Here is a 23,249-nt window from a genome sequence, read left to right as displayed (position 1 = left end):
GCTCAGACCCCCGCCGTCTCGAACGCACCGGGACGCTCGAGCACTGAATAGCCGCGCCTGTAATTGCCGACGAAGACCTGGATCGAGCGCAGAAGCATCAGCACGAAGCCAGCCAAGACGGCGTAGAAGAACCAGCGCCGCGGCAGGTTGACTGTGACCATGCGCTCATGCGCCACGATCATGACGTAGCGCCACATCAGCCATGTTCCGTAGGCGAAGAATGCTATGCGGATAATATCGACGGCGAGCGCCAGCCAACGGCCAACGCGCTCCGGCAGATAGTGGTAAAGCACGTCGACATGGATGTGGCGCGAAAGGCGCACGCACATGGCGGCGCCGAGAAAAACGACGACGACGAGCGCGTTGATGGCGATCTCCTCGGTCCAGGCAAAGCTGTTGTTCAGCGCATAACGGGTGAAGAACTGCAGGAAGACACACACGACCATGCCCCAGAACACGGCAAGCGTAATCCAGTCCTCGATGCCGTGGTCCGACAGGTCGACGTGTACCGGCACCTCCTCGAAGGCGTGGGCAATTTCTTCGACGGTGATCTCGGTGTGGTGTTCCTCGGCCATTGGCGCGGGCTCCCGAAGCTGGTGGGTCGTCAAGGATTGGAAAGGCCGTCCGGCGTAATTTTGAAGCCGGACGGATGGGCAGGTTAAAGCGGCGAATCCGATTGCCGCCCTATCCTCTTGATTGAGCATTCGATTTCCCGATGCCCTACTTGATGGCGCGGATCGCTTCCCAATCGGCCTTGTTGTAGCCGAATTCCTCGAAGGTGACCTTCTCCAGCACATTCTTCTCGAAGTCGGCACGGTCGACATCGGTTACGGTGATGCCGCGGTCCTTGAATACCTGCACCAGTTCCTTTTCGCGGGCGACGATCTTCGCCGTGGCGCGGGCGGCAGCCTCCTGCATCACCTCGGTGAAGATCTTCTTGTCCTCGTCGGATAGCGAGGCCCAGCGCGACGCCGATACGATGGTGTTGAGATGATCGACGATATGGCCGGTCAGCACGATGTTCTTCTGCACCTCGTAGAATTTCTTCGCCTCGATGGTGGTCAGCGGGTTCTCCTGGGCCTCGACCGTGCCGTTCTGCAGGGCGAGATAGACCTCGGCGAAGGCAATCGGCGCGGTGTTGGCGCCGCAGGCACGCGGCATGGCTAGATAGGCGGGCACGTCGGGGACGCGCATCTTCAAGCCCTGCATGTCGGAGCACTTGGCGATCGGCCGGTTCGAGGTGGTCTGCCGCGTCCCGTAATAGGTGGTGGCGGCGATGTGATTGCCGGTCTTGTCCTCGTAGCCCTTGGTCAGGGCCTTGTAGACGTTGCTCTTGGTGTATTTCAGCAGATGGTCGGCATCGCGGAAAGTGTATGGGAAATAGGTGACGCCGATCGGTGGATATTCGCGCGCCGCGAAGCTCGATCCGGAAATGATGATATCGACGGTGCCGAGCATCAGGCCCTGGTTGATGTCTGCTTCCTTGCCAAGCTGCGAGGCCGGATAGACGTCGATGGCGTAGCGTCCCTGGGTGCGCTTCTTGATCTCGTCGGCCGCCCACACGGATTCGGTGTGGAAGGGCTCCGTCGTCTCGTAGACATGTGCCCATTTCAGGACCGTTTCCGCCGAGGCCGACGCCATCGGTATGGCAATTGCGGCGATCGCACCGAGCAGAACTGCGTATTTTCTCAACATCTAATTCCTCCCTGGTTGGATTTGACGGCCGGATCTCCCCCCGGCCAACTGCTATTCCGCAACCTCCTTGGCTGCGGCTCTCTCATCGAAATTGCGTGAGAATCTGATTTGCGACTGGCGCAGATGCTGCTGCATGGCGGCCTTGGCCCGCTCGGGGTCGCGCGCGGCAATCGCATCGCGCACGACACGATGCTCCTTTGCCGCGATCTGCCAGGAATCGTTGGTCTCGAAATAGATCGACAGGCGTTCGAAGTACGGGTTCATGCGCTGGTCGAAAAGCTCGCCGATGAAGCGCACCAGCACCGCGTTCTCGAGAATGCCGGCGACTGCAGTATGGAATTCCCGGTCGAGCGTAATGGTCATCTTGTTGGGGTGACGCATGGCCTCCATCCGGCGCAGCACGTCGTCGAGCCGTTCGATATCTGCAGGCCGGACATGGAGGGCCGCTTCGGCGGCGATCGCGCCTTCGACGAATTCGCGCGCGCGCAACAGCTCGAACGGGCCTTCCTCGATTTCGGGTTCGGAGGCGGCGGCGCTCGGCGGATCGGTGACGTAGATGCCCGAGCCGACGCGGATGCGTATGCGGCCTTCGACCTCCAGCGCTATCAGCGCTTCACGGACCGTCGGGCGGGAAATTCCGAGCTGGTCGGCCAGATCCCGCTCGGTCGGCAGACGGTCGCCGACGGAAAACTCGCCGGCATCGATCAGCTGCCTGAGCTGATCGGCGACCTGTCGGTATAGCCGGCGTGGTTCAACGGCCTGGATCGGCATGCGCGTCTAATTCCCTCCCCGGCTCGCCCCTGGTACATTGGTCTGACCCATTGACCGCAAGCTTAGACGGACGATGCAGAGAGTCAAGCTCGACAGAACCGCGGCCCGCGCAGCGGAAGGCGGCGGCATTGCGCAGGCATTCCATGCGTCAGCGCCGTCCTCCGCGAATGATCAGGACGTTCCCGGCGGCGACGAGGACGAGCCCGATGATCGCGTAAGCGGTCCAGGCATAGCCTTCCAGCGCGGTGGAGATCAAAAGCGCAAAGACGGGAAATATGACGGTCGCATAACCGGCGCGGGCGCCGCCAATGCGTCCGAGCAACGTCAGGTAGGCGGCGAAAGCCATGACCGTTGATATGACGGCGAGGAAGACCAGCGAGCCGATATAGGAAGCGGTCGTCGCGAACACGAACGGCTCGCCGAGGAGGAAGGCCAGGAACGCCGACCACAGAGTGCCATAGAGCATGCCCCAGGCGCTGGTTGAAACGAGCGGCAGGCCGCGGCGCTGGTTTGCGACGGAGACGAGATTACCGGCGCAGAAGCTCAGCGTGCCACAGAGGCACAGCAGAAGGCCCACCAACGTCCTGCCTGAAAGCCCGTTCGCGGCAATTTCGGGAAAGAACATCAGCGCTATGCCGGCGAAGCCAATAACGCCGCCGGCGAGAATGCGCGGCGCCGGGCGCTCGCCGATGACCAAGGCACCGAGCAGCATGTTGATGACCGAGGCGAGCGAGAAGACGACCGAGAGCAATCCGCTGACGAGATAGCCGGCGGCGTAATAGAAAAACAGGAAGTTCGATGAGAAGATGAGGATGCCGAGCACAGCAAAGCGCAGATGATCGGTGATCGGAAAGCGGAGCCGCCCGCCGGAAAAACCCGCCCAGGCAAACATCAGCAGCGTGGCGATGGCGAAGCGCCAGACCAGATTGACCTCGTTCGATACGCCGCTGCCGACCTGAAGTTCGATCGCGAACCACGATGCGCTCCAGGCGATGACCGTCAGCGCGTAAAGCCCGTAGTCGACGGGTTCGAAGGGGCGGTCGCGCGTCGTCGTGCGCTTTTCCGCGGTAGCCGGCTCCGGGGCGCCGTTTGGTTCTCTTGTTACCGACATGCTGGCCAAGACTCTTCCGCTCATAAGGCGCTTATAGACCAACCGTCCGCCTTCGCCGCTTCTGACCCCAGACGACGAGACCGAGCAACAGCAGTGCCGGGATGGCGAACCAATAGCGCGACGGCCGTTCCGCAGGGACTAGCACCTGATTGATTTCGTCGCCCGGCTGCAGGCCGAATTTGGCCGCCTGGCTGCCCAGTCGCACCACGCCGACCGTCACGTTATCGCCAAGCGCACTGACGTCCAAGCCCGCGGCCTTCAGGCGTTCGGCCGATGAATTTCCAGGCCCGAGTTGTAGCCGCACCAGCTTCGATATCTCATCGCCGTTGAGGTTCAGTGTCGTCAGGCGCAAGCGAACTGCGCCCCCCTCGGCTGTCTCGTCGACGATACGGCCGAGTTCGGAGGCAGGCACTGCCCGATAGGGTTCGCTCACCTGATCGAGCAAAAGTCCCGGCCTGAACAAGATGAAACAGGCCAGCAGCAACGCAATCGTCTCGTACCAGCGGTTGCGCACGAGCATCCAATTCTGCGTCGCTGCTACAAACGAGACCATGGCCAGCGTCGACGTCACCACCATCGCGACGAAGTCGAACGGACCTTCGAGATCGATCATCAGCAGTCCGGTGTTGAAGATGAAGATGAACGGCAGCAGGCCGGTACGGATCTCGTATTTGAAACCCTGAATCCCGGTCTTCACCGGATCGGCGCCGGAAATTGCCGCAGCAGCATAAGCCGCCAGCCCCACTGGCGGCGTCACGTCTGCCATCAGCCCGAAATAGAAAACGAACATATGGACGGCGACCAGCGGCACGGCAAGATCGTTCTGCGCCGCCAAATCGACGATGACCGGCGCCATCAAGGTGGCGACGACGACATAGCTTGCAGTGGTCGGCATGCCCATGCCGAGAATGATGCAGATCACCGCGGTGAACAAGAGCATGACGATGAAGCTGCCGCCCGAGATGAATTCGACCAGCTCGGTCATCACCAGCCCGATGCCCGTGAGCAGAACCGTGCCGACGATGATGCCGGCCGTCGCAGTGGCAATGCCGACCGTCGTCATGTTCCGTGCAGCGGCGGACAGGCCACCGACCAGATCGTCGAAACCGCGAAGCCAATGCCGTGCCAGCGCACGGTCCTTGCGGAAAAAGGCGGTGAGCGGCCGTTGCGTCACGATCAGCGCCATCAGGGCGACAGCGCCCCAGAATGCCGACAGGCCGGGCGACAGCTCCTCCACCATCAGGCACCAGATCAGCAGGATCACCGGCAGCAGAAAATGCAGGCCGGTGCGCGCCGTCTCGCCGAAATGCGGAATCCTTACGATCTCGCCCTCCAGATCCTCCAGCGGCAGGTCGGGATAGCGCGCACGGTAGGCGACAAGGCCGATGTAGACGGCGATCAGCGCGGCACTGATCATCCAGGTCGCGGCCGCGCCGAAAACGATCTTCGTCCAGCCAATGCCGTAATAGACAAGCCCTGCGAGGACGATGAAGCCGCATATTGCCCATCAGCCCACGCAGCGCACCCTGAAATGCGGAGTGCGCGCTGCGTGACGGCAGGCCCTTCATCCCCGTCTTCATCGCCTCGATATCGACGATGTAGAACAACGAGCCGTAGGTCAGCAGCGCTGGGTAGAAGGCGTGCTTGACCACCTCGGCATAGGAGATGCCGACATATTCGGCGATCAGGAACGCGGCGGCGCCCATCACCGGAGGCATCAGCTGACCATTGACGCCGGCCGCACATTCGATGGCGCCCGCCTTGACCGCAGAATATCCGACCCGGCGCATCAGCGGGATGGTGAAGGTTCCGGTGGTCACGACATTGGCGATCGACGACCCAGAAATCATGCCGGTCAGGCCGGAAGCGACAACGCCGGCCTTGGCCGGACCGCCGCGGTATTTGCCGAGCAGCGAGAAGGCAAGCTGGATGAAAAAGCCGCCGGCGCCGGCGCGCTCCAGCAATGTTCCGAACAGAACGAACATGAAGACGACATTGGTGGACACACCGAGGGCAACACCGAAGACCCCCTCCGACGTCAGCCACATCTGCGAGGCTGCGCGCGATAACGTCGCGCCCTTGTGGCCAAGCAGGCCAGGAAGGTGAGGCCCGGCGAAGATATAGATCAGCATGATCGCCGCGATGACGGTGATGGCAGGCCCGACGGCGCGACGCGCGGCCTCGAGCAGGATGAGGACGCCGGCGATCGAGACGACCAGGTCAGCCGTAGTCGGAAGACCCGGCCGATGGGCGATATCGCTGTAAAAGACCAACAGATAGAGGGCGGACGCCGCCCCGGCGATGCCTAGCACCCAGTCGGGCAGCGGCACCCGGCTGCGCGACGAGGTCTTGAAGGCCGGAAACGTCAGCATCGCCAGAAACAGGGCGAAGGCCAGATGGATGGAGCGGGCGATGCCGTCGCTGACGACACCAAAATTGAGCATGAACGGAAGGGGCGAGGCATACCAGAGCTGGAACAGCGACCATGCCAGCGATACGCCGAGGATCAGCTTCGCGGTGCGGCCGGTCGGCTTGCGCCCACCGGTGTCGGCTTCGGCGACGATCTCGCTGAGCTTGTCAATGTCGATAGCGGGTTGGTCAGGCGCTGCCGCCCGCTGGCTTTGATCTGTCATCGTTCCCCACAATTATTTGCGATGCGGGGCGCCCGTGGGCGCCCCGCATCGGAGGCCTCAGAGCCAGCCCTTTTCCTTGTAGTAGCGCTCCGCGCCCGGATGTACCGGCGCCGACAGACCGGTCTCGATCATCTCCTTGGGATCGAGATTGGCGAAGGCCGGATGCAGCTTCTTGAAATCGTCGAAATTTTCGAAGACCGACTTCACCAGTTCGTAGACCACCTCATCGGGCGTGCTGGCGTTCGCCACGACGGTGGCGCGGACGCCGAATGTCTTCACGTCGTCCGGATTGTTGGCGTACATTCCGCCCTTGATGGTGGCGACCGAAAAGTAGGGATGGGCTGCTAACAGCGCGTCCACTGCCGGACCGGTCAGCGGGATGAGTTTGGCGCCACAGGCCGTGGTCGGATCCTGGATCGCGGCGGAAGGATGACCGACGCCGTAGAAGAAACCGTCGATCTTGTTGTCGCACAGCGCGCTGCCCTGCTCGTCCGCCTTCAGCTCAGCGGCAAGCGAGAAATCGTCTAGCGTCCAGCCAATCTGCTTGAGCAATTCCTCCATCGACGAGCGGGTGCCTGATCCGGGATTGCCGACGTTGAAGCGTTTGCCTTTGAAGTCCTCGAATTTGGTGACACCGGCGTCCGGCCGCGCCAGCACGGTAAACGGCTCGGGATGGACGGAGAACACGGCCCGCAGATCCTTGAACGGCTTGCCGTCGAAATTTCCAGTCCCCTCATAGGCCTGGTACTGGACGTCCGATTGAGTCAAGCCGAAATCGAGGTCGCCGGTCTGGATGGAGTTGACGTTGAAGACGGAACCGCCGGTCGACTCGGTCGAGCATCGGATGCCGGTTTTCTGCCGGTCCTTGTTCATCAGTCGGCAAATGGCGCCGCCCACAGCGTAGTAGACGCCGGTGACCCCGCCGGTGCCGACCGTGACGAAGCGCTGCTCGGCTCCGACGGATGGCAGCGCCAGCAGCATGCAGGCCGCCGCGCCGATCAGGGTTTTCATCGAACTATACATGGTTGCTACCTCTCTGGTGGTTGTCCCGGCCCGTCGCCGATGACGCGTTGGAATTGGGTTGAGGCGATCCGCGTCGTGCGGGTCAGGCCGCTGAAGCGATCGCAGCGTCGATCGCCTCACCGAGCCGTTCGACGATCCGATCGATATCCTGTTTGGAGATGATGAAAGGCGGCGCCACAAGCACATGAACGCCGCGCACACCGTCAATCGTCCCGGCCATCGGGTAAATCATCAGGCCGCGGGCCATTGCTTCGCGCTTGATGCGGGCGTTGAGTTCAAGCCTCTGGTCGAACGGCTCCTTGGTGGCGCGATCAACCACCAGCTCGATTCCCCTAAACAGACCCCGCCCGCGAATGTTGCCGACGTGATGGTGGTTATCGAAGCGTTGGTGCAGGCGTTCGTCCAACTGCGCGCCCATTGCGCTGACGTTGTCGAGCAGACGGTCACGTCGGATGACCTCCTGCACGGCAAGGCCGGCCGCGGCCGCCATTGGATGCCCCATATAGGTATGCCCATGCTGGAAGAAGCCCGAGCCTTGGGCAAAGGCGTCGAAGATATGCCTGCCAAGCAGCACCGCGCCAATCGGCTGGTAGCCGCCGCCGAGCCCCTTGGCGACGGTCAGCAGGTCGGGAGCGATGCCGTCCTGCTCGCACGCATGCAGCGTGCCGGTGCGGCCCATGCCGCACATCACCTCATCGAGGATGAGCAGCACGCCGTAGCGGTCGCAGATCGCGCGAATGCGTTTGAAGTAATCGGCGACCGGCGGCACCGCGCCGAGCGTGGCACCCACCACCGGCTCAGCGACAAAGGCGATTACCTCGTCCGGGCCGAGTTCGAGGATCTTGTCTTCGAGCTGCTGGGCAGCGCGCGCCGCATAGGCTTCGTCGCTTTCGCCATGCTTTTGATAGCGATAGGCGTAACAGGGGTCGATATGGTGGGTCTCGATCAGCAACGGCCTGAACTGGGCGCGCCGCCATTCGTTGCCGCCGGTGGCGAGAGCGCCGAGCGTATTGCCGTGATAGCTCTGCCGGCGTGCGATGAGATGGCGCCGTTGCGGCTCGCCTTTCTCGACAAAATATTGCCTGGCCATCTTGAGCGCGGCCTCGACCGCCTCCGAGCCGCCGCTGACCAGATAGACGTGGTCCAAGCCTTTCGGCGCGTCCTCGACCAGCCGATCCGCCAAGCGCTCCGCCACCTCGGTGGTGAAGAAGCTGGTGTGGGCGTAGGCGATGCGGTCAAGCTGGGCGTGCAGTGCAGCGATCACGTCGGGATGGCCGTGGCCGAGACAGGACACGGCCGCGCCGCCCGACGCGTCGATATAGGACTTGCCCTCGGCATCGAACAGTTCGATGCCTTGGCCGCGAATGGCGACCGGCAGCGTCGAGTGGATGGTTCGATGAAGAATGTGTGTCATCGACGGTCCCTCATGGGCATTTTCTTCGGCGGACGTTGGTTCAGATGGGTCTTGAGAGCGGCGCCCTGCTCATCGAAACGTCGCAGCGACTCAACAGCGCCCTCGCCTGCCTGCCCTGCGACAAGAGCACCGAGGACCTCAGCAACGATGAAAGCGGGCGTCATGGTGTGGAAAAAGGACGGGCTGCCGGTCGGCACGATGACCAGGTGATCGGCAAGCAGCGCCAAGGGCGCTACCCCGCTGTCGGTGATTGCAATGACCGGTACGCCGCGGCCGGCAGCATACTCGACAAGCTCGATGGTGAAGCGCGTGTAGGGCAGGACGCTGGCGGCGATCAGCACGTCGTCCTTGGTCGCGTGGGCCAGAGCGTCGCCGTCGGTTCCGCCGATGCCGTGCAGCAGCACCGACTTCTCGCCGATCAGCGACAGGATGTAATGCAGATGCCAGGCCACTGCGTGGCTCGAGCGCAGGCCGAGGCAATAGACACGCCTTGCCGAACTCAGCGCCCTCGCCGTGCCGACCAGACGGTCGATCGACCTGCTTTCGGCAAGATGGGCAAGCTGGCTGGAAATCGAATCCAGAATATCGGCCGCCAGCGCGTGGTCGCCCTTGAGCTTTTGGCTGGCCACCTGGAGGCCCGCCTTGCCGGCAAAACCGATTTCGCCGTCCCGGATCGCGGCGGCGTAGATATCGCGTACGGTCTCGTAGCCATCAAGGCCGAGATGCTGGGCCAGCCGCGTCATCGTGGCCGGCTGCACTCCCGCGTGCCGGGCCTGCTCCCGCATGGACAACAACGCGACATCATACGGCTTATCAAGGACATAGCGCGCGGCGGACCGAAGCTGCGCCGACATGCCGTCGAAGGCACTGACGATCTGTCCAGCAAGCTGTCCCTGGTCCATGGATATTGCTAGCTCGCCAGACCAGCGATTGCAACGTCTGTTTCAGTGTGGTCAAAGATTGATTCATATGAATCTTGTCACTCACAGAGCGTCTCCATGAAGCCGGCCCATGGTCTCGATCGCGTCGCCATAGCTGTCGCGCCGAACGGGGGACGTCGCAGCAAGGCCGACCATCCGGCGATTCCGCTGACACCAGCCGAACTTGCGCGGACGGCCGCGGAATGCGCCGATGCCGGTGCGGCTATGATCCACGTCCATGTCCGCGACAGAAGCGGCAATCATCTGCTCGACGCCGACGCCTACCGCCAGGCGATCGCCGCCATCCGCGGTGCCGCCGGCGACCGCTTGGTAGTTCAGATCACTTCCGAAGCACTCGGTATCTATTCGCCGGCCCAGCAGATGGCCGTCGTACAAGATGTGAAGCCGCAAGCTGTCTCCCTGGCGCTTCGCGAAATCGTTCCTGATGCTGGATCGGAGCTCGCATTCGCGCGCTTCATGGCCTGGCTGCGCACCGAGGGAGTAGCGCCGCAGATCATCCTCTATTCGCCCGAGGAGGCCGTCAGGCTTTCGGACATGCAGCAGCGCGGACTGATCCCCTGGGCAAGCATACCGGTTCTCTACGTGCTGGGCCGCTACACGCCGGGACAGACGTCCGTTCCTGCCGATCTCCTGCCATTCCTCGCGGCGAACACGCCGCGCTTCGACCATTGGAGCGTCTGCGCCTTCGGCCGCAACGAAGCGGCGTGCGTGATCGCCGCCGCGTTGCTTGGCGGCCATATCCGGGTCGGCTTCGAAAACAATCTCTTCCTTCCGGACGGCAGAATAGCTTCGTCCAACGCCGAACCGGTAGCGACGGTCGCACGCATACTCGCCGACTGCGGCGTCAAGATCGCCTCGGCCGCCGAGTTGGCGGCTCAATGGAACGCGCCGTTTCGTTCATATGACAAACCAAAGCCTATTTTCGGCGGCAAGCTCGCGTAAGGCATAGAGAGGCGGCTGCAATGTCATCGCCACGGAAGAACGACGTGTCCCCGCCCGCGGCGCGGCGATTGCAACAACAGTGCCGGTCGTTGTAACCATTCCGGCCGCTTGATTTTGGAGGAGACGCAGCATGGACCGATTCACCGGCGGGTGCCTGTGTGGCAACGTCCGAATTGTCGCGTCGGGGCGCCCATACCGGGTCGGCCTTTGCCACTGTCTCGACTGCCGCAAGCATCATGGCGCCCTTTTTCACGCTTCCGCGATTTTTCCTGAGGATGCGGTGACGATCGACGGCGAAACACGCGACTACGCCGGGCGGTTTTTCTGTCCCCGCTGCGGCTCCTCCATTTTCGGACGCACCGCCGACGAAATCGAAGTAAACCTGGGGTCGCTGGATGCGCCTGACCAACTGATGCCGACCTACGAAAGCTGGATCATCCGTCGCGAGTCCTGGTTGCCGCCGTTTCCGCTCACGAGACGATACGAGCGCGATCGTGACGCCACGGGTCGCTTTGGAGAGTAAGGTCGCACGAACGGTGCGCCGGCGCGTCACTCCGGAAGACCAGCCTTGCGGAAGCCATCGACGAAATGCTCAAGCGTCGCAGCGTCGCGGAATGGCTCAGTCGCGGCCCAGTGGCGGATTGTGAAATGCGGGTTGCCGACGAGGAACAGTTCGACCTCCGCACGCGCCTCGTCGAGCCGGCCGAGTTGGGCAAGGCTTGCCGCCAGGAAACGGCGTGAGCTTGTACGATAAGTCTCGTCCCTGCGCAGTGTCTCGACAGCAGCCTCGTATTCGCGGGCCGCGTATTGCGCCTGCCCGAGCGTCAGATAATACCAACTTGCCGGAAACGGGTTCAGCCGGAAGGCCTTGCGGATGTGCTCAAGGCCCTCCTCGACCTGCCCCGCCAAGATCGCGATATCGGACAGTGCCGCCCAGGCATCGGCCTCGTTCGGGTCGAGCTCGATGGCCTTGGCGAATTCCGCATCCGCCTCGGCGAAGCTGCGCTCATAGGCAAGCAGGTAAGCCAAGACCCAGCGGCAGCCGGCATCGTTGGGATCGATCGCCACGGCTTTGCGCGCCAGCTCCAAAGCAACGCTACGGGACGTTTCGGTTGGTCCGCCGGAATGCACCCATCCCATCCAGTGGTTCATGGCAAGCCAGCGATAGGCCTCGGCATATTCCGGATCGAGCGAAACCGCGCGGGTGAGCATCAGATGCGCTTCCCGCGCCGTCTGCGGCGAATCGTCCATCAGCTTGCGCGCGCGCACACACAGATCGTAGGCCTCGAGATTTTTGGGCCGATTGCGCGGCGGTGGTGCGCGTAGCCGGCCGAGCAGCGCCTCGACGATCTTGCCGGTGACCTCGTCCTGAACGGCAAAAATATCTTCCAGGCTGCGATCGAAGCGTTCCGCCCATAGATGATCGCCACTCGCCGCGTCGACCAGTTGTGCATTGATGCGCACCTGCCCAGCGGCGCGTCTTGCGCTTCCCTCCAGCAGGTAGCGCACGCCAAGTTCCCCAGCGATCCCGCGCACGTCCATCGCCTTTCCTTTGTAGGCAAAGGCCGAGTTGCGTGCGATGACGAACAGGCCGGAGATCCTCGACAGGTCCGTGATCAGGTCTTCGGTCAACCCATCGGCGAAGGATTCCTGCTCGGGATCGTTGCTGACATTAACGAAGGGCAGCACGGCTATCGATGGTTTGCCGGGCAGTGGCAAAGGTTTTCGCTTCGCGCCGCCGAGCTGTTCGACGGCGCCCGTGAAGCGGTAGCCGATGCGCGGAACCGTGACGATCCATTCACCGCCGTCGGCGGCCGGACCAAGCAGCTTCCGCAGCAGCGCTATCTGGACGGTAAGGTTGCCCTCCTCGACGGCGGTGCCCGGCCACGCCGCGTCCATCAACTCAGCCTTGCTCAGGATTTCGCCGGACCGTCCGACGAGCGCCGCAAGCAGCTTTAGCCCGCGGTAGCCAACGGCAACGGGGACACCGTTCCGGAGGAGCGTTCCCGCGCCCGGATCAAGCGCGAACGGTCCAAAGGCAAAGCGCGATCCCTGCATACGGCGCATCTATAGCCCGTTTGGAAGTTTTGAGAACTATTTGGGAGAGCTTAATTACGGCGCTGTTCGTATCCTGCAGAATTCCTCCTCTTTCAGGTCGAGGGTCCTCCCAAATCGTATTGGACCTCAAACCATATGGAGGTTTGCCATGAACGATATTCCTACCTTTGCCTCGGGCCAGCATAAGGCAGCTCGGCTGGCGGAAGTGTCGCGTCGGCACCACAGCCTGGCGACGCTGCGAAACATTATCGCGGCCTGGCGCGAGCCGACACGCTTTCGCTGGGACCTCAAGCGATTGGCGGAGACCAATCCCCATCTGATCGACGATATCGGTCTGACGAGACGACAGGCCGAGGAAGAGATCGCCAAGCTGCCCTTCTGGCAGCGATAGGCGAATGCTGCAAAGACACGGATCGCCAACGACCGGCGGCTGATGGCAGATGAAGACGAAGCCGCCGCCTCGAAACGATGATCACAGGCTAGTGGTCGCGGCGACAATCAACCCGCCCAAGACGGCAACATTGATGGTGAAGCCGGTACGAAGGGCTTCGCGTTCATAGCCGCTGTAGCGCCAGAAATTGAGCGCCATGAAAGACGCCGCGATGGTGAAGACGGCCAAAGCCGCGGCGGGAAAGGGTCCACCAAGGCCCGTTGCGAGGCAAAAGCCGCCGCCGATCTCAAGCACCGATCCGGCCGCGAGAAGAGGCTTGGGAGCAGGAAAGCCCCGTTCGGCCAGGGACGCTGCAATCGCCCGGAATCTGAGGAAATGCTCGGCGCCTGCCCAGATAAAGACGCCGCCGAGCAAAACCAGTCCGAGGTGGTGGAGGACCGCGATCATTCCTTGGTGCCGTCTTCGGTGTAAACCGCTAGCTCGTAACCGTCCGGGTCCGCAAAATGAAAGCGCCGGCCGCCGGGGAACCCATAAATCGGCCTGACGATCTTGCCTCCCGCTTGCTCGACACGCTTGACCGTTGCCGGCAAATCATCGGCATAGAGAATGACGAGCGGGCCTCCTCCGGACCTCGCTGGGCCAGCCGCAAAGCCGCCTGACAAGCGCCCGTCGTTGAACTCGCAATATTGCGGGCCGTAGTCAGTGAAGGTCCAGCCGAAGGCCTTTCCGTAGAAGTCGCGTGACCGCTGAATGTCTTTCACGTTGAATTCGACGTAGTCGATCCGTTGCTCGTTGTTGTTGCTCATGACGCATACCTCTCGTGTGATGTACGACGCCGAAAGATAAGCACGCATCTCGTTTGCCGGATTGAACAAAACGGCCATCGACGTATGAGCAGCAAACGGCGCTGCCGATGGCGATGCACGTGACATCACCCCTCATCTGCCCTCTTCGTTCCGGCCGGAAGAAAACAACCCATTCTTGCAACCGTTCTCGATTGGCAGACGTTGTCGGTCGTGCAGATTGTTGTCTCGAGCGACGGCCGGGCGCAGCCGCTGCGCCGTAGGTTCACCGCCGCTAATCCGAAGGGGAGCGAGATGAGCGATCCCGTCCCAGCGCAGGCAACGGGCACATTTCAGCAACGTCCAGTGTCGGCGCGGCTTCGCGGGACCTTCGCTTCGGTGTGGGTGCATCGAATGGACCCGGCGGGCTCACCGCCAATCGTCGTCATGCCCGACGCAACGATCGATCTGCAATGGATCGGAGGCAGCTTCCGAATTGCCGGACCTGACAAGGAGCCGCAGACCGAGGTTCTAGCGGCGGACGAGGTCGTGATCGGCTTGCGCTTCCATCCTGCCACGGCGGCGGCATGGCTCGGCGTGCCGCAAATCGAGCTGGTCGGTCAGCGGCTGTCGCTCGACGATTTGTGGGGAGCGCGAGCTCGGCGCCTCGCCAGCCGCGTGCGCGCCAGCGACAATCTCGAAGATCTGGCCTGCTCGCTCCAACAGGTCGTCGCCGAGGAGATGGCCTCCGACGCCCCAGACGTTCCCATGCAGGCGGCATATCGCTTGATCGAGCGCGGTCCGCCACCCGACGCGCCTCTCGTCCCTTGGTTGATGCGCGCCCTCGAGATGAGCGAAAGGACGTTGCGCCGGCGCTTCGACGAGAGCTTCGGCTATGGCCCCAAGACGCTTGAACGTATCCTCCGCTACCAGCGCTTTCTGCGGCTTTCGAACCAATCGAACAGCGCTACGGCCATCCTGGCAGCCGAGGCGGGCTATTCCGACCAGGCGCATCTTGTTCGCGAGAGCCGACGCCTGACAGGAAGCACCCCGCGACAGATTCATCACCTGCTGCACGGCGAGTGAAACCTCGGCGCGTTCTTCGACTTGGCGGCACGCTTTTGGCCGTTTTGTTCAAGTCTTCACTGTCGCCCGACTTTATCCTGGTGTCTCCGACAACCAGAGGAGACTGCCATGAAACCGCGCATTTCGGTTTTGACGATCGCTGTCGCCAACCTCGAGAGTTGCCTCGTGTTCTACCGCGACGGCCTCGGCTTGCCGACGGAAGGGATCATCGGCCGCGAATTCGAGCATGGCGCCGTCGCGTTCTTCACGCTGTCCGGCGGGTTGAAGCTCGCGATCTGGGCTCAGGACGACCTCGCCTACGACACCGGCCTGCCCAAAGCGCCGATCAGTTCGACCTCGTTCACAATCGGCCACACGTTGTGCGCCGCGAGGAAGTCGATCAAGTGATGGATGAGGCCGCCCGTGCCGGAGCCGAGATCATCAGGCCTGCCCGGGACACGTTCTTTGGCGGGTATGCCGGATACTTCCGCGACCCGAACGGACACCTGTGGGAGGTCGTCTGGAACCCCGCCAACATACCGAGTGAGGATTCTCTTTAGGGCGGCGCGGACCTGCAGTATCGAACGGCGTTAGTCATCCCCAGTGCTGGCAAATTCTGTCGGCATCGGGGCGGGCGGCCATGCTTTCCCTGGCAAACGAAGCCAGCTCGACGGCAGTCCACCAGTCTTAAGGGGCTGATTGTGTAGCTTTATCCAGATTCGCCTCGCCTGCATGGCGCATCATGCGGCGGAAGCTCATTGAGATATGCGCCCGCCTTATGTGCCCTATGGACTCCCAGTCGCCGATCTCGGCGGCGGCAAGGACCTCTTCCATTTCGCGGCGGAACGCGGTGAATTCCTCGACAAGGCCCAATTGCGGCATCAGCTTCAGGACGACGCGCGCAACCTGAAAATACAGGCGCTCGCTGATCTCGCGCAGTGGCTGGTTGCCGGTCATCGCCGTGAGCTCGTAAAAAAAGTCCATGTTGAGGCGCAGGAAAGCGCGCTGGTCGGGATTGAGTATATCGGCATCGCAGCGCGCGATGAGCGCCCGTATCCGGTCGAGGTCGTCCGCCGTGCGCGGGATCGGTGAAAGCTTGCCGACGAGGAGCGCCAGCTCCAGGCGCAAATGATAGACCTGCTGCAATTCCTCGATATCGACGTCGGTGACGATCGTGCCGACGCCGTGGACGGATTGAACCAGACCCTCGGATTCAAGGCGCGCCAGGACACGCCGGACCGGCGTGCGGCTGATCTCGAATTCCTGGGCAAGTTCTTCCTCGGACAGACGGCTTCCCGGCGCATAGACGAGCAGACAGATGCGGTCGCGCAATATCCGGTAGATGCGCTCGAACCGCTCTCGCGCGGAGAGCGGGCGCGGCGGCGCGGCGGTCACCGTCGTGGGCGGCTTGGCCTTTGTCTCGATCGTCACCCAGCCTCCAGGACAGCGTGCAGGAATTGCCGTGTCCGCTCGTTCTTGGGAGCACCAAACAGTTCGCTTGGCGGCCCCTGCTCGCAGATCTTGCCTTGATAGAAGAAGCAAACGCGGTCGGAAAACTCCTTGGCGAAGCCCATCTGGTGGGTGACCATCAGCATGGTTAGATCATGCTCGCGGCCGATCTGCCTTATCACCTGCAGCACTTCGCCGACAAGCTCCGGGTCGAGCGCAGACGTCACCTCGTCGAACAGCATGATCTTGGGCCGCATGGCAAGCGCCCTGGCGATGGCGACACGCTGCTGCTGGCCGCCGGAAAGCTGTGACGGATAGTGGTCCTTCTTCTGGGCCAGACCGACCAGCTCCAGCAGCTCCGCCGCTCTTGCCTCGGCGTCCGCCCGCTTCATGCCGAGCACCGTTATCGGCGCCTCGATGCAGTTCTGCATCGCCGTCATATGCGGAAACAGGTTGAACGACTGGAACACCATGCCGATCTTGGCGCGGATCTTACGGATATGGGCGAGATCGGCGGGAACAAGCTTGCCGTTCCTCTCCATATGGGTCAGCGGCTCGCCTTCGACCCAGATGACGCCGTCATTGATCGTTTCCAGCGTCATCAGCATGCGCAACACCGTCGTCTTGCCCGAACCCGACGGACCGATGACGGAGACTTTTTCGCCGCGCGCTATTTCGAGATTGAGCCCGTCGAGAACGGTTAACGTGCCGTAGCGTTTCGATACATTGTCGAAGCGGACCATCGGTTGTTCCGTCATCGCGTGGTCCTCCGGTTGAGCAGCCCTTCGAGGGAGCGGATGAGCGCCGCCGAAACCAGGCTCATGGCAAGGAAAAACAGGCCGACCAGCGTGATCGGCTCGGTGTAGCGGAACGTTTCGGAGCCGATGATCTTGGCAGTCTGCATCAGTTCCATCACGGCGATTGCGGAAAGCAACGGCGTCTCCTTGAACAAGGCCACCAGATAATTGCCGAGCGCCGGAACGATCGGCGGGATCGCCTGCGGGATGATGATGTCGCGAAACGTCGTCCAGGACGAGAGATTGAGCGCGATCGAGGCTTCCCACTGGCCGCGATGGATGTTGTCGAAACCGGCGCGATAAACCTCGGAGCAATAGGCGGCGTAGTGGATACCGATGGCCAGCACCCCGGCGGTGAAGGCGTCGAGCACGACACCGAATTTCGGAAAGACGAAATAGAGAAAGAATATCTGGATGAGCAGCGGGGTCGAGCGGATCAGCTCGACCAGCACCGAAATCGTCCAGCTGGTCCATGGCACGGCGATGCGGACGACCGCCAGCACCAGGCCGAGCGAGGCCGCAAGCGCAAAACCGATCAGCGTCGCCTCGATGGAAATGATGGCGGCGCGGGCGAGCACCGGCAGGATTTCCAGGGCAAATCCCCAATCCCAGATCATGCCGCCTTCCCCCGCGCCAGTCCGAGCGACGCCCGCCTTTCGAGAAGCCGCATGCCGATGGTCACAACCAGCGACATTGCCAGGTACATCAAAAGGACGAGGGTGAAGATCGGAATGGTCTTGAACGTGTTCTGGTTCATTTGCTGCGCCTTGAAGGCGAGGTCCGAAAGCGTGATCAGCGAAACCAGCGCTGTCGATTTCAGAAGCTCGATGAACAGATTGCCCCAGGGCGGGATCATCGCGACAAAGGCCTGCGGCAGGATGATCCGGCGCAACATCTGTGGGCGGCTCATGTTCAATGCCGTACATGCTTCCCACTGCCCGCGGGCGACGGACAGGATCGCGCCGCGCACGCACTCCGATCCGTAGGCGCCGACATTCAGGCCGAGTGCGAGCACCGCCACAACGAACGCGTTGATCGTGACGCCGAATTGCGGGAGCACGAAAAACAGCCAGAACAATTGCACCAGTGCCGACGTTCCGCGGAAGATCTCGACGTAAACCGTGGCCAGCCATCTGAGCGGCGTCGGGCCGTACATCCTTGCAAGTGCTGCAAGCACGCCCATGATAATTGCGAGCAGGCTGCCGAGGACGGCGATCTCGACTGTCAGGACCGCGCCTTGCAGCAGCCCCGGCATGAACACTCGGTAGCTTTCCTGTGTTGCCAAGGCGCCGATCACGACGAGCGCGATGACCAGCATGGCAACGAGCGTACGGATACCCATGCGATTCCCCCGGGGAAAAAGGGCGGCGCTTTCGCGCCGCCAGCAGTTGGGAACCTATTTGCCAACGCAGAGCTCTGCGGTGGTCTTGTTGGGGAGATAGTCCTTGCCGAAGCCGAGTGGCTCGACCAGCGCGATATGCTCCGCCGAACCGAGGAACTTCTTCAGCTCGGCGTTGAACGCCTCCTGCAGGTCGGTGTCTTCCTTGCGGAAGCCGAAGCCGCCATGACCTTTCACCGACTTGCCGGCGACCTCGCCGAAGGGCTTGGTCGATTCGACGCCGTCGGCCTTCTTGGCCATGTCGGCGATCGAAAGAGCGGTCAGTGCGGCAGCGTCGGCGCGGCCCGACTGGACGGCGGCGACCAGGCTGGACTGGTCGGGCAAGGAGACGATCTGCCCACCGGCAACGCCCGCTTCCTTGGCGAAGCCGCCTTCGACGGCGCCGGCCATCACGGCAAGCTTGAGATCCGGATTGTCCTTGATGCTGGAAAAATCCTTGATGCCTTTCGGATTGCCTTTTGCCACCAGCATAGCCTCGCCGATGCCGTAGGACGGCTCGGAGTAGTTGATCTCAGCGCAGCGCTTCGGAGTGATGAACATGCCGGCGGCGATGATGTCGAAGCGGCCGGCCTTGAGACCCGGAATGAGCGAGCCGAATTCGGTCAAAACACCGTCGACCTGCGGTATGCCCATCTTGGCGAGCACCGCCTTGGCGACTTCCGGCGCTTCGCCGGTCAGCTTGCCGTCTGGCGTGGCGTAACCGAACGGCGCCTCGTTGGCGAAACCGACGCGGATGTAGCCGTCCTTCTTGGCCCGTTCGAGGGTGGTTTCCGCGTGAGCGGACAGCGACGTCAATGACGTCGCGGCGAGCGCGATGCAGGCAGCCGCTTTCACGACCATGCGGCGCGATATCGATGATTTGAGCATGCTTTTCTCCCATTGAACAACTGTGGATGGTTCCCAGGGCGCGGCCTTCTTCGAGGTCGACGCCTGCTTGATCAGACGTATACAACTGCCCTAGACATTTCGCAAGCAGAGATATAGAAACCGTGTAAATTCGGCGCTAATTCGTAGTTATCCAACAAACTTGACGTCGAGTTGTGCACAATTTCGCCTGGTTTGCCCATTTACAAGAGGGCAACAGCGTACCCAGAAGGCAGGACTTCGGTGGCGACCGCGAACGAGTTCGGGACATTCACGCAAGCGGAGTATGGGCAGCGCCTGGCCGGCGTGAAGACACGCATGCAAAAAGCCGGCTTCGATCTCGTCGTCTGTCAGGATCCAGCCAACATGTGCTGGCTGACCGGCTATGACGGATGGTCGTTCTACGTTCCGCAGTGCGTGCTCGTCCATCTGGAGGAGGACCGGCCGATCTGGTTCGGCAGGGCGCAGGATGCCAAGAGCGCACGCCTAACCACCGGCCTGCCCGAGACAAACATCGTGCCGTTCTCGGAACGGCTGGTGCAGCAGCCGGTCGAACACCCTTATGACGAACTCGCGCAACTGATCCGGTCGCGCGGCTGGGGAAAGGCCCGCATCGGCGTCGAGATGGACGCGCATTATTACACTGCGCGCTGCCACGCCCACCTTGTCGAGGGGCTGCCCGACGCGCACTTCGCCAACAACCACGATCTCGTCAATTGGGCGCGGCTGGTGAAATCCGAAGCCGAGCTGGTGCTGATCCGCGAGGCGGGTGCGATCTGCACGCATGCAATGAACCGCGCCATCGAGAAAATGCGACCCGGTGTGCCTCAGAACCATGATCACGCACAGATCATGGGCGTGCCCGGAGCGGGCGGCGACTATGCCGCGATCTGTCCGCTGATGCCCGTTGGCGAAGGCACCAGCACGCCGCATCTGACGTGGTCCGACGCGCCGCTGCCGGACAGCGGCCTCGCCATTCTGGAGATCGCCGGCGTGCGCCGCCGCTATCATGCAGCCCTGACCCGGACGGTACATTTCGGCAAGCCGCGGCAAGCCATCCTCGACATGGCCAAGGCGATCGTCGAGGGCGTCGACGCTGGCCTCGAGAAGGCGCGCCCCGGCAACACCGCCGAAGAGGTGGAAGCCGTCTGGCAGGCAGTCCTGCGGAGGAACGGACTGAAGAAGGAAAGCCGCGTCGGCTATCCGGTCGGGCTCGCATACCCGCCCGATTGGGGTGAACGCACCGCAAGCCTTCGTCCCGGCGACACCACCGAGATGCAGCCTGGGATGTGCTTCCATTTCATGGCCGGCGTTTGGCTCGACGATTTCGGCATCGCCATCTCGGAATCGTTCGTCGTCACGGAACGCGGCGGCGAACGCCTCTGCGATGTGGCGCGCGAACTCATCGTTATCGATTGACATGGCGGCCGGGAAGCCGGCTGCCGAAAAGACCATGCCTGCCACCAAGCCGGCAACAAGCACGAGGACGCCCGATGGACCGTAATCCCTTTTCCGAAGCCGAAATCGCCGGCCGCCTTGCCAAGGTCCGTACTACACTGGCCGAGCGTGAGCTCGACGCGGCGGTCTTCGCCTCGCCGGAGAACGTCTTCTATCTCACCGGGCTCGATCACTGGGGGTATTTTGCCCCTCACCTGCTGATCGTCCCGCTCCAGGGAAAACCTGTCCTGGTCACCCGCTCGATGGAAAAGGTGACCATCGAGAAGCGGGTGAAGGCAGCGGAATTCCGTGGCCACTCCGACAGCGAAACGGCGGCCGACCTTGCCGCGCGGGTCCTTGCGGAGCTCGGCCTGTCCAGCAAGCGGATCGGCCTCGAATACTGGACGGCCGGCCTTAGCCATGGACTTGCCGTAGCACTCCAGATGCAAGCGGATGCCAAGTGGAGCGACGTCTCCGGTCTGATCGACAAGATGCGGCGGGTGAAGAGCGCCGAGGAACAGGTGCTGATGCGGCGCGCCGCAAAGGTGACGGACGCCGCCGCCAGTGCCGCGATCGCCGCGATCTCGGATGGCGCTTCCGAACAGGAGGTCGCCGCCCAATGTGTTGCGGCAATGATCCGCGCCGGCGGTCATGCGCCGGGCTTCGGACCGTTCATCCGCCCGGCCGCGCGCCTCGGTGAAGAGCACACGACCTGGGGCGACGGTATCTACCGCAAGGGCGAGCCGGTCTTCGTCGAACTGTCCGGCTGCATCTCACGCTACCACGCGCCGCTCGGCCGGCTCGTTCGCATCGGCCACATCAGCGACGAAGACGCCACAATGGCGACGGTGACCGCCAAGGCGTTCAACGCTGTCGTCGAGGCGCTGCGGCCGGGCGCCAAGGCGCGCGATGTCTACGCCGCCTGGCAGGCCGTCGCCGACGAGGCCGGTCTTTCCCACTATCGCCGCCATCACTGCGGTTACCTAGTTGGCGCTGGCCAGCCGCCATCATGGACCGGCGGCAATTCGGTGACCGGCTTGAGGCACGATTCCGACCTTGAGATCGAGACCGGGATGAGCTTCCACATCCTGTCGTGGCTGATGGGAACCGGTCGCGGCGATGACTTCGTCTCCAACACGGTGCTTTTGACCGACGCGGGTGCTGAAGTGCTCACCCGCACGCCGGCCGGCCCGATCGTTCGATAGGCCCGCACGTATGGCGCGCTACTCGGCACTCTCGATTTTCCGCAACGCGCTGTCTGGCCAGAAGAATTGGCAGCGCGCCTGGCGGGCGGCGGAGCCAAAACCGTCCTATGACGTGATCGTCATCGGCGGCGGTGGACACGGCCTCGCCACCGCCTTCTACCTTGCCGATAACCACGGTATCCGCAACGTCGCGGTGCTCGAAAAGGGCTATGTCGGCGGCGGCAATGTCGGCCGCAACACCACCGTCATCCGCTCCAACTACCTGCTCGACGGCAACACCCAGTTCTACGAATTCTCGATGAAGCTCTGGGAGACCATGTCGCGGGTGCTGAATTTCAACGTCATGTTCTCCCAGCGCGGCCAGCTCGTCACAGCGCATTCGGCCGATCAGCTCGACGGTTTCAGCCACCGCGCCAACGTCATGCGGCTGAACGGCATCGATGCCGATATCCTCGACCGCGAAGAGGTGCGCCGGCTGGTGCCCTATCTCGATTTTTCCGACACTGCCCGCTTCCCGATCCATGGCGCCATCTTCCAGGGCCGGGCGGGCACGGCACGCCACGACGCCGTCGCCTGGGGCTATGCGCGCGCCGCCGATAGCCATGGCGTCGACATCATCCAGAACTGCGAGGTGACAGGCTTCCTCCGCGACGGCGACAGTATCGTCGGCGTCGAAACGACGAAAGGCCGGATCGGCGCCGGCAAGGTCGGCCTCGCTGTTGCCGGGCATACATCCGTGCTCGGTGCCAAGGCCGGCCTTGAACTGCCGATCGAAAGCCACGTCCTGCAAGCCTTTGTCACCGAACCGCTGAAGCCGCTGGTAGATCACGTCGTCGCCTATGGCGCCGACCACTTCTATGTCAGCCAGTCCGACAAGGGCGGGTTGGTCTTCGGCGGCAATCTCGACGGCTACAATTCCTACGCCCAGCGCGGCAATCTCGGCGTCGTGCGCGAGGTGGCGGAGGCGGCGATTGCATTGATGCCGTGTATTTCGCGCGTCCGCCTGCTGCGCCACTGGGGCGGCGTCATGGACATGACCCCCGATGCCAGCCCGATCATCTGCCGGACGCCGATCGACGGCCTCTATCTCAACGGCGGCTGGTGCTATGGCGGCTTCAAGGCAACGCCAGCTTCCGGCTGGTGCTTCGCCCACACGATCGCCACCGGCAAGCCGCATCCCTTGATCGCGGCCTACGGGCTCGATCGTTTCCGCACCGGCCACACGCTCGATGAGGCCGGCGTCGGCCCTTCCGCTTGGCTGCAATAGGAGGC

At 62.7% G+C, this 23,249-nt stretch carries 23 protein-coding genes and 2 pseudogenes; 8 read left to right on the top strand and 17 right to left on the bottom strand.

Annotated features, from left to right (window positions below; translation table 11 throughout):
* Positions 1–2 precede the first annotated feature (2 nt).
* The 9 genes and pseudogenes from NKI01_RS17505 to NKI01_RS17465 all read right to left on the bottom strand — a co-directional run bounded on the left by NKI01_RS17505 (position 3) and on the right by NKI01_RS17465 (position 9,549).
* On the bottom strand, positions 3–575 hold the full coding sequence (locus NKI01_RS17505; protein ID WP_352639197.1) for a TRAP transporter small permease: 573 nt from the start codon (positions 573–575) through the stop codon (positions 3–5).
* 145 nt (positions 576–720) lie between these two features.
* Positions 721–1,695 carry a sialic acid TRAP transporter substrate-binding protein SiaP gene (locus NKI01_RS17500; RefSeq protein ID WP_502899439.1) on the bottom strand — a complete coding sequence of 325 codons (975 nt, stop codon included), beginning with the start codon at positions 1,693–1,695 and terminating at the stop codon, positions 721–723.
* A 51-nt stretch (positions 1,696–1,746) separates the two neighbouring features.
* The gene (locus NKI01_RS17495) at positions 1,747–2,466 is read right to left on the bottom strand and encodes a FadR/GntR family transcriptional regulator (RefSeq protein ID WP_352964021.1); all 720 of its coding nucleotides are present in this window, start codon (positions 2,464–2,466) and stop codon (positions 1,747–1,749) included.
* Positions 2,467–2,614: 148 nt separating this feature from the next.
* Positions 2,615–3,577, bottom strand: a complete 963-nt coding sequence (locus NKI01_RS17490) for a DMT family transporter (RefSeq protein WP_352964018.1) — start codon at positions 3,575–3,577, stop codon at positions 2,615–2,617.
* Between the two features lie 31 nt (positions 3,578–3,608).
* Positions 3,609–5,021, bottom strand: coding sequence for a DUF3394 domain-containing protein (locus tag NKI01_RS17485; protein WP_352964055.1), 1,413 nt, complete (start codon positions 5,019–5,021; stop codon positions 3,609–3,611).
* Positions 5,022–5,178: 157 nt separating this feature from the next.
* Positions 5,179–6,210: pseudogene (locus NKI01_RS17480) on the bottom strand (TRAP transporter permease); the annotation flags it as partial.
* 57 nt (positions 6,211–6,267) lie between these two features.
* Entirely contained in the window at positions 6,268–7,221 is a 954-nt protein-coding gene (locus tag NKI01_RS17475) for a TAXI family TRAP transporter solute-binding subunit (RefSeq protein ID WP_352547705.1), read from the bottom strand.
* Positions 7,222–7,315: 94 nt separating this feature from the next.
* Positions 7,316–8,647 carry an aspartate aminotransferase family protein gene (locus NKI01_RS17470; RefSeq protein WP_352964015.1) on the bottom strand — a complete coding sequence of 444 codons (1,332 nt, stop codon included), beginning with the start codon at positions 8,645–8,647 and terminating at the stop codon, positions 7,316–7,318.
* The gene (locus NKI01_RS17465; RefSeq protein WP_352964012.1) at positions 8,644–9,549 is read right to left on the bottom strand and encodes a MurR/RpiR family transcriptional regulator; all 906 of its coding nucleotides are present in this window, start codon (positions 9,547–9,549) and stop codon (positions 8,644–8,646) included. The genes NKI01_RS17470 and NKI01_RS17465 overlap by 4 nt, the downstream gene beginning before the upstream one ends.
* Positions 9,550–9,645: 96 nt before the next feature.
* Here NKI01_RS17465 and NKI01_RS17460 point away from each other — a divergent pair, with 96 nt between their 5' ends.
* Together NKI01_RS17460 and NKI01_RS17455 are read left to right on the top strand one after the other, a co-directional pair.
* Complete coding sequence (locus NKI01_RS17460; RefSeq protein WP_352639191.1) at positions 9,646–10,530, top strand: beta-keto acid cleavage family enzyme; 885 nt, start codon at positions 9,646–9,648, stop codon at positions 10,528–10,530.
* 130 nt (positions 10,531–10,660) lie between these two features.
* Positions 10,661–11,053 carry a GFA family protein gene (locus NKI01_RS17455; RefSeq protein ID WP_352918593.1) on the top strand — a complete coding sequence of 131 codons (393 nt, stop codon included), beginning with the start codon at positions 10,661–10,663 and terminating at the stop codon, positions 11,051–11,053.
* A 26-nt stretch (positions 11,054–11,079) separates the two neighbouring features.
* Here NKI01_RS17455 and NKI01_RS17450 read toward each other — a convergent pair whose 3' ends face one another.
* Entirely contained in the window at positions 11,080–12,588 is a 1,509-nt protein-coding gene (locus NKI01_RS17450; protein WP_352716416.1) for a winged helix-turn-helix domain-containing tetratricopeptide repeat protein, read from the bottom strand.
* Between the two features lie 148 nt (positions 12,589–12,736).
* Here NKI01_RS17450 and NKI01_RS17445 point away from each other — a divergent pair, with 148 nt between their 5' ends.
* Entirely contained in the window at positions 12,737–12,979 is a 243-nt protein-coding gene (locus NKI01_RS17445; protein WP_023717030.1) for a DUF1127 domain-containing protein, read from the top strand.
* A gap of 81 nt (positions 12,980–13,060) precedes the next feature.
* Here the strand turns inward: NKI01_RS17445 and NKI01_RS17440 are convergent, their stop codons facing one another.
* Both NKI01_RS17440 and NKI01_RS17435 read right to left on the bottom strand, forming a co-directional pair.
* Complete coding sequence (locus NKI01_RS17440; RefSeq protein ID WP_352813440.1) at positions 13,061–13,426, bottom strand: DoxX family protein; 366 nt, start codon at positions 13,424–13,426, stop codon at positions 13,061–13,063.
* Positions 13,423–13,785 carry a VOC family protein gene (locus NKI01_RS17435; protein ID WP_352964009.1) on the bottom strand — a complete coding sequence of 121 codons (363 nt, stop codon included), beginning with the start codon at positions 13,783–13,785 and terminating at the stop codon, positions 13,423–13,425. Before NKI01_RS17435 ends, NKI01_RS17440 begins: the two co-directional genes overlap by 4 nt.
* A gap of 210 nt (positions 13,786–13,995) precedes the next feature.
* Here NKI01_RS17435 and NKI01_RS17430 point away from each other — a divergent pair, with 210 nt between their 5' ends.
* The gene (locus NKI01_RS17430) at positions 13,996–14,847 is read left to right on the top strand and encodes an AraC family transcriptional regulator (protein ID WP_352964052.1); all 852 of its coding nucleotides are present in this window, start codon (positions 13,996–13,998) and stop codon (positions 14,845–14,847) included.
* A 108-nt stretch (positions 14,848–14,955) separates the two neighbouring features.
* Positions 14,956–15,386: pseudogene (locus NKI01_RS17425) on the top strand (VOC family protein).
* 127 nt (positions 15,387–15,513) lie between these two features.
* Here the strand turns inward: NKI01_RS17425 and NKI01_RS17420 are convergent.
* From NKI01_RS17420 to ehuB, 5 genes are read right to left on the bottom strand one after another with little or no spacing between them, the layout of a single operon-like run.
* Entirely contained in the window at positions 15,514–16,257 is a 744-nt protein-coding gene (locus NKI01_RS17420; RefSeq protein WP_023717025.1) for a GntR family transcriptional regulator, read from the bottom strand.
* Complete coding sequence (gene ehuA, locus NKI01_RS17415; RefSeq protein WP_023717024.1) at positions 16,254–17,033, bottom strand: ectoine/hydroxyectoine ABC transporter ATP-binding protein EhuA; 780 nt, start codon at positions 17,031–17,033, stop codon at positions 16,254–16,256. The genes NKI01_RS17420 and ehuA overlap by 4 nt, the downstream gene beginning before the upstream one ends.
* The gene (ehuD, locus tag NKI01_RS17410; protein ID WP_352547624.1) at positions 17,030–17,689 is read right to left on the bottom strand and encodes an ectoine/hydroxyectoine ABC transporter permease subunit EhuD; all 660 of its coding nucleotides are present in this window, start codon (positions 17,687–17,689) and stop codon (positions 17,030–17,032) included. The genes ehuA and ehuD overlap by 4 nt, the downstream gene beginning before the upstream one ends.
* Entirely contained in the window at positions 17,686–18,414 is a 729-nt protein-coding gene (gene ehuC, locus NKI01_RS17405) for an ectoine/hydroxyectoine ABC transporter permease subunit EhuC (protein WP_352788277.1), read from the bottom strand. The genes ehuD and ehuC overlap by 4 nt, the downstream gene beginning before the upstream one ends.
* 54 nt (positions 18,415–18,468) lie before the next feature.
* Positions 18,469–19,338, bottom strand: a complete 870-nt coding sequence (gene ehuB, locus NKI01_RS17400) for an ectoine/hydroxyectoine ABC transporter substrate-binding protein EhuB (protein WP_352964006.1) — start codon at positions 19,336–19,338, stop codon at positions 18,469–18,471.
* 240 nt (positions 19,339–19,578) lie between these two features.
* Here ehuB and NKI01_RS17395 point away from each other — a divergent pair, with 240 nt between their 5' ends.
* The 3 genes from NKI01_RS17395 (at position 19,579) to NKI01_RS17385 (ending at position 23,244) form a co-directional block, all read left to right on the top strand.
* The gene (locus NKI01_RS17395) at positions 19,579–20,754 is read left to right on the top strand and encodes a M24 family metallopeptidase (protein WP_352964003.1); all 1,176 of its coding nucleotides are present in this window, start codon (positions 19,579–19,581) and stop codon (positions 20,752–20,754) included.
* A 74-nt stretch (positions 20,755–20,828) separates the two neighbouring features.
* Entirely contained in the window at positions 20,829–21,977 is a 1,149-nt protein-coding gene (locus NKI01_RS17390) for a M24 family metallopeptidase (protein ID WP_352964000.1), read from the top strand.
* Between the two features lie 10 nt (positions 21,978–21,987).
* A complete protein-coding gene (locus NKI01_RS17385) occupies positions 21,988–23,244 on the top strand; it encodes a sarcosine oxidase subunit beta family protein (RefSeq protein ID WP_352788286.1) in 1,257 nt (418 codons plus the stop codon).
* Positions 23,245–23,249: the final 5 nt, after the last annotated feature.

The sequence above is a fragment of the Mesorhizobium sp. M0815 genome (assembly GCF_040319995.1).
GTDB lineage: Bacteria > Pseudomonadota > Alphaproteobacteria > Rhizobiales > Rhizobiaceae > Mesorhizobium.
Note: the sequence above shows the minus strand (reverse complement) of the source record. Positions and strands in the feature narration are given on the sequence as shown.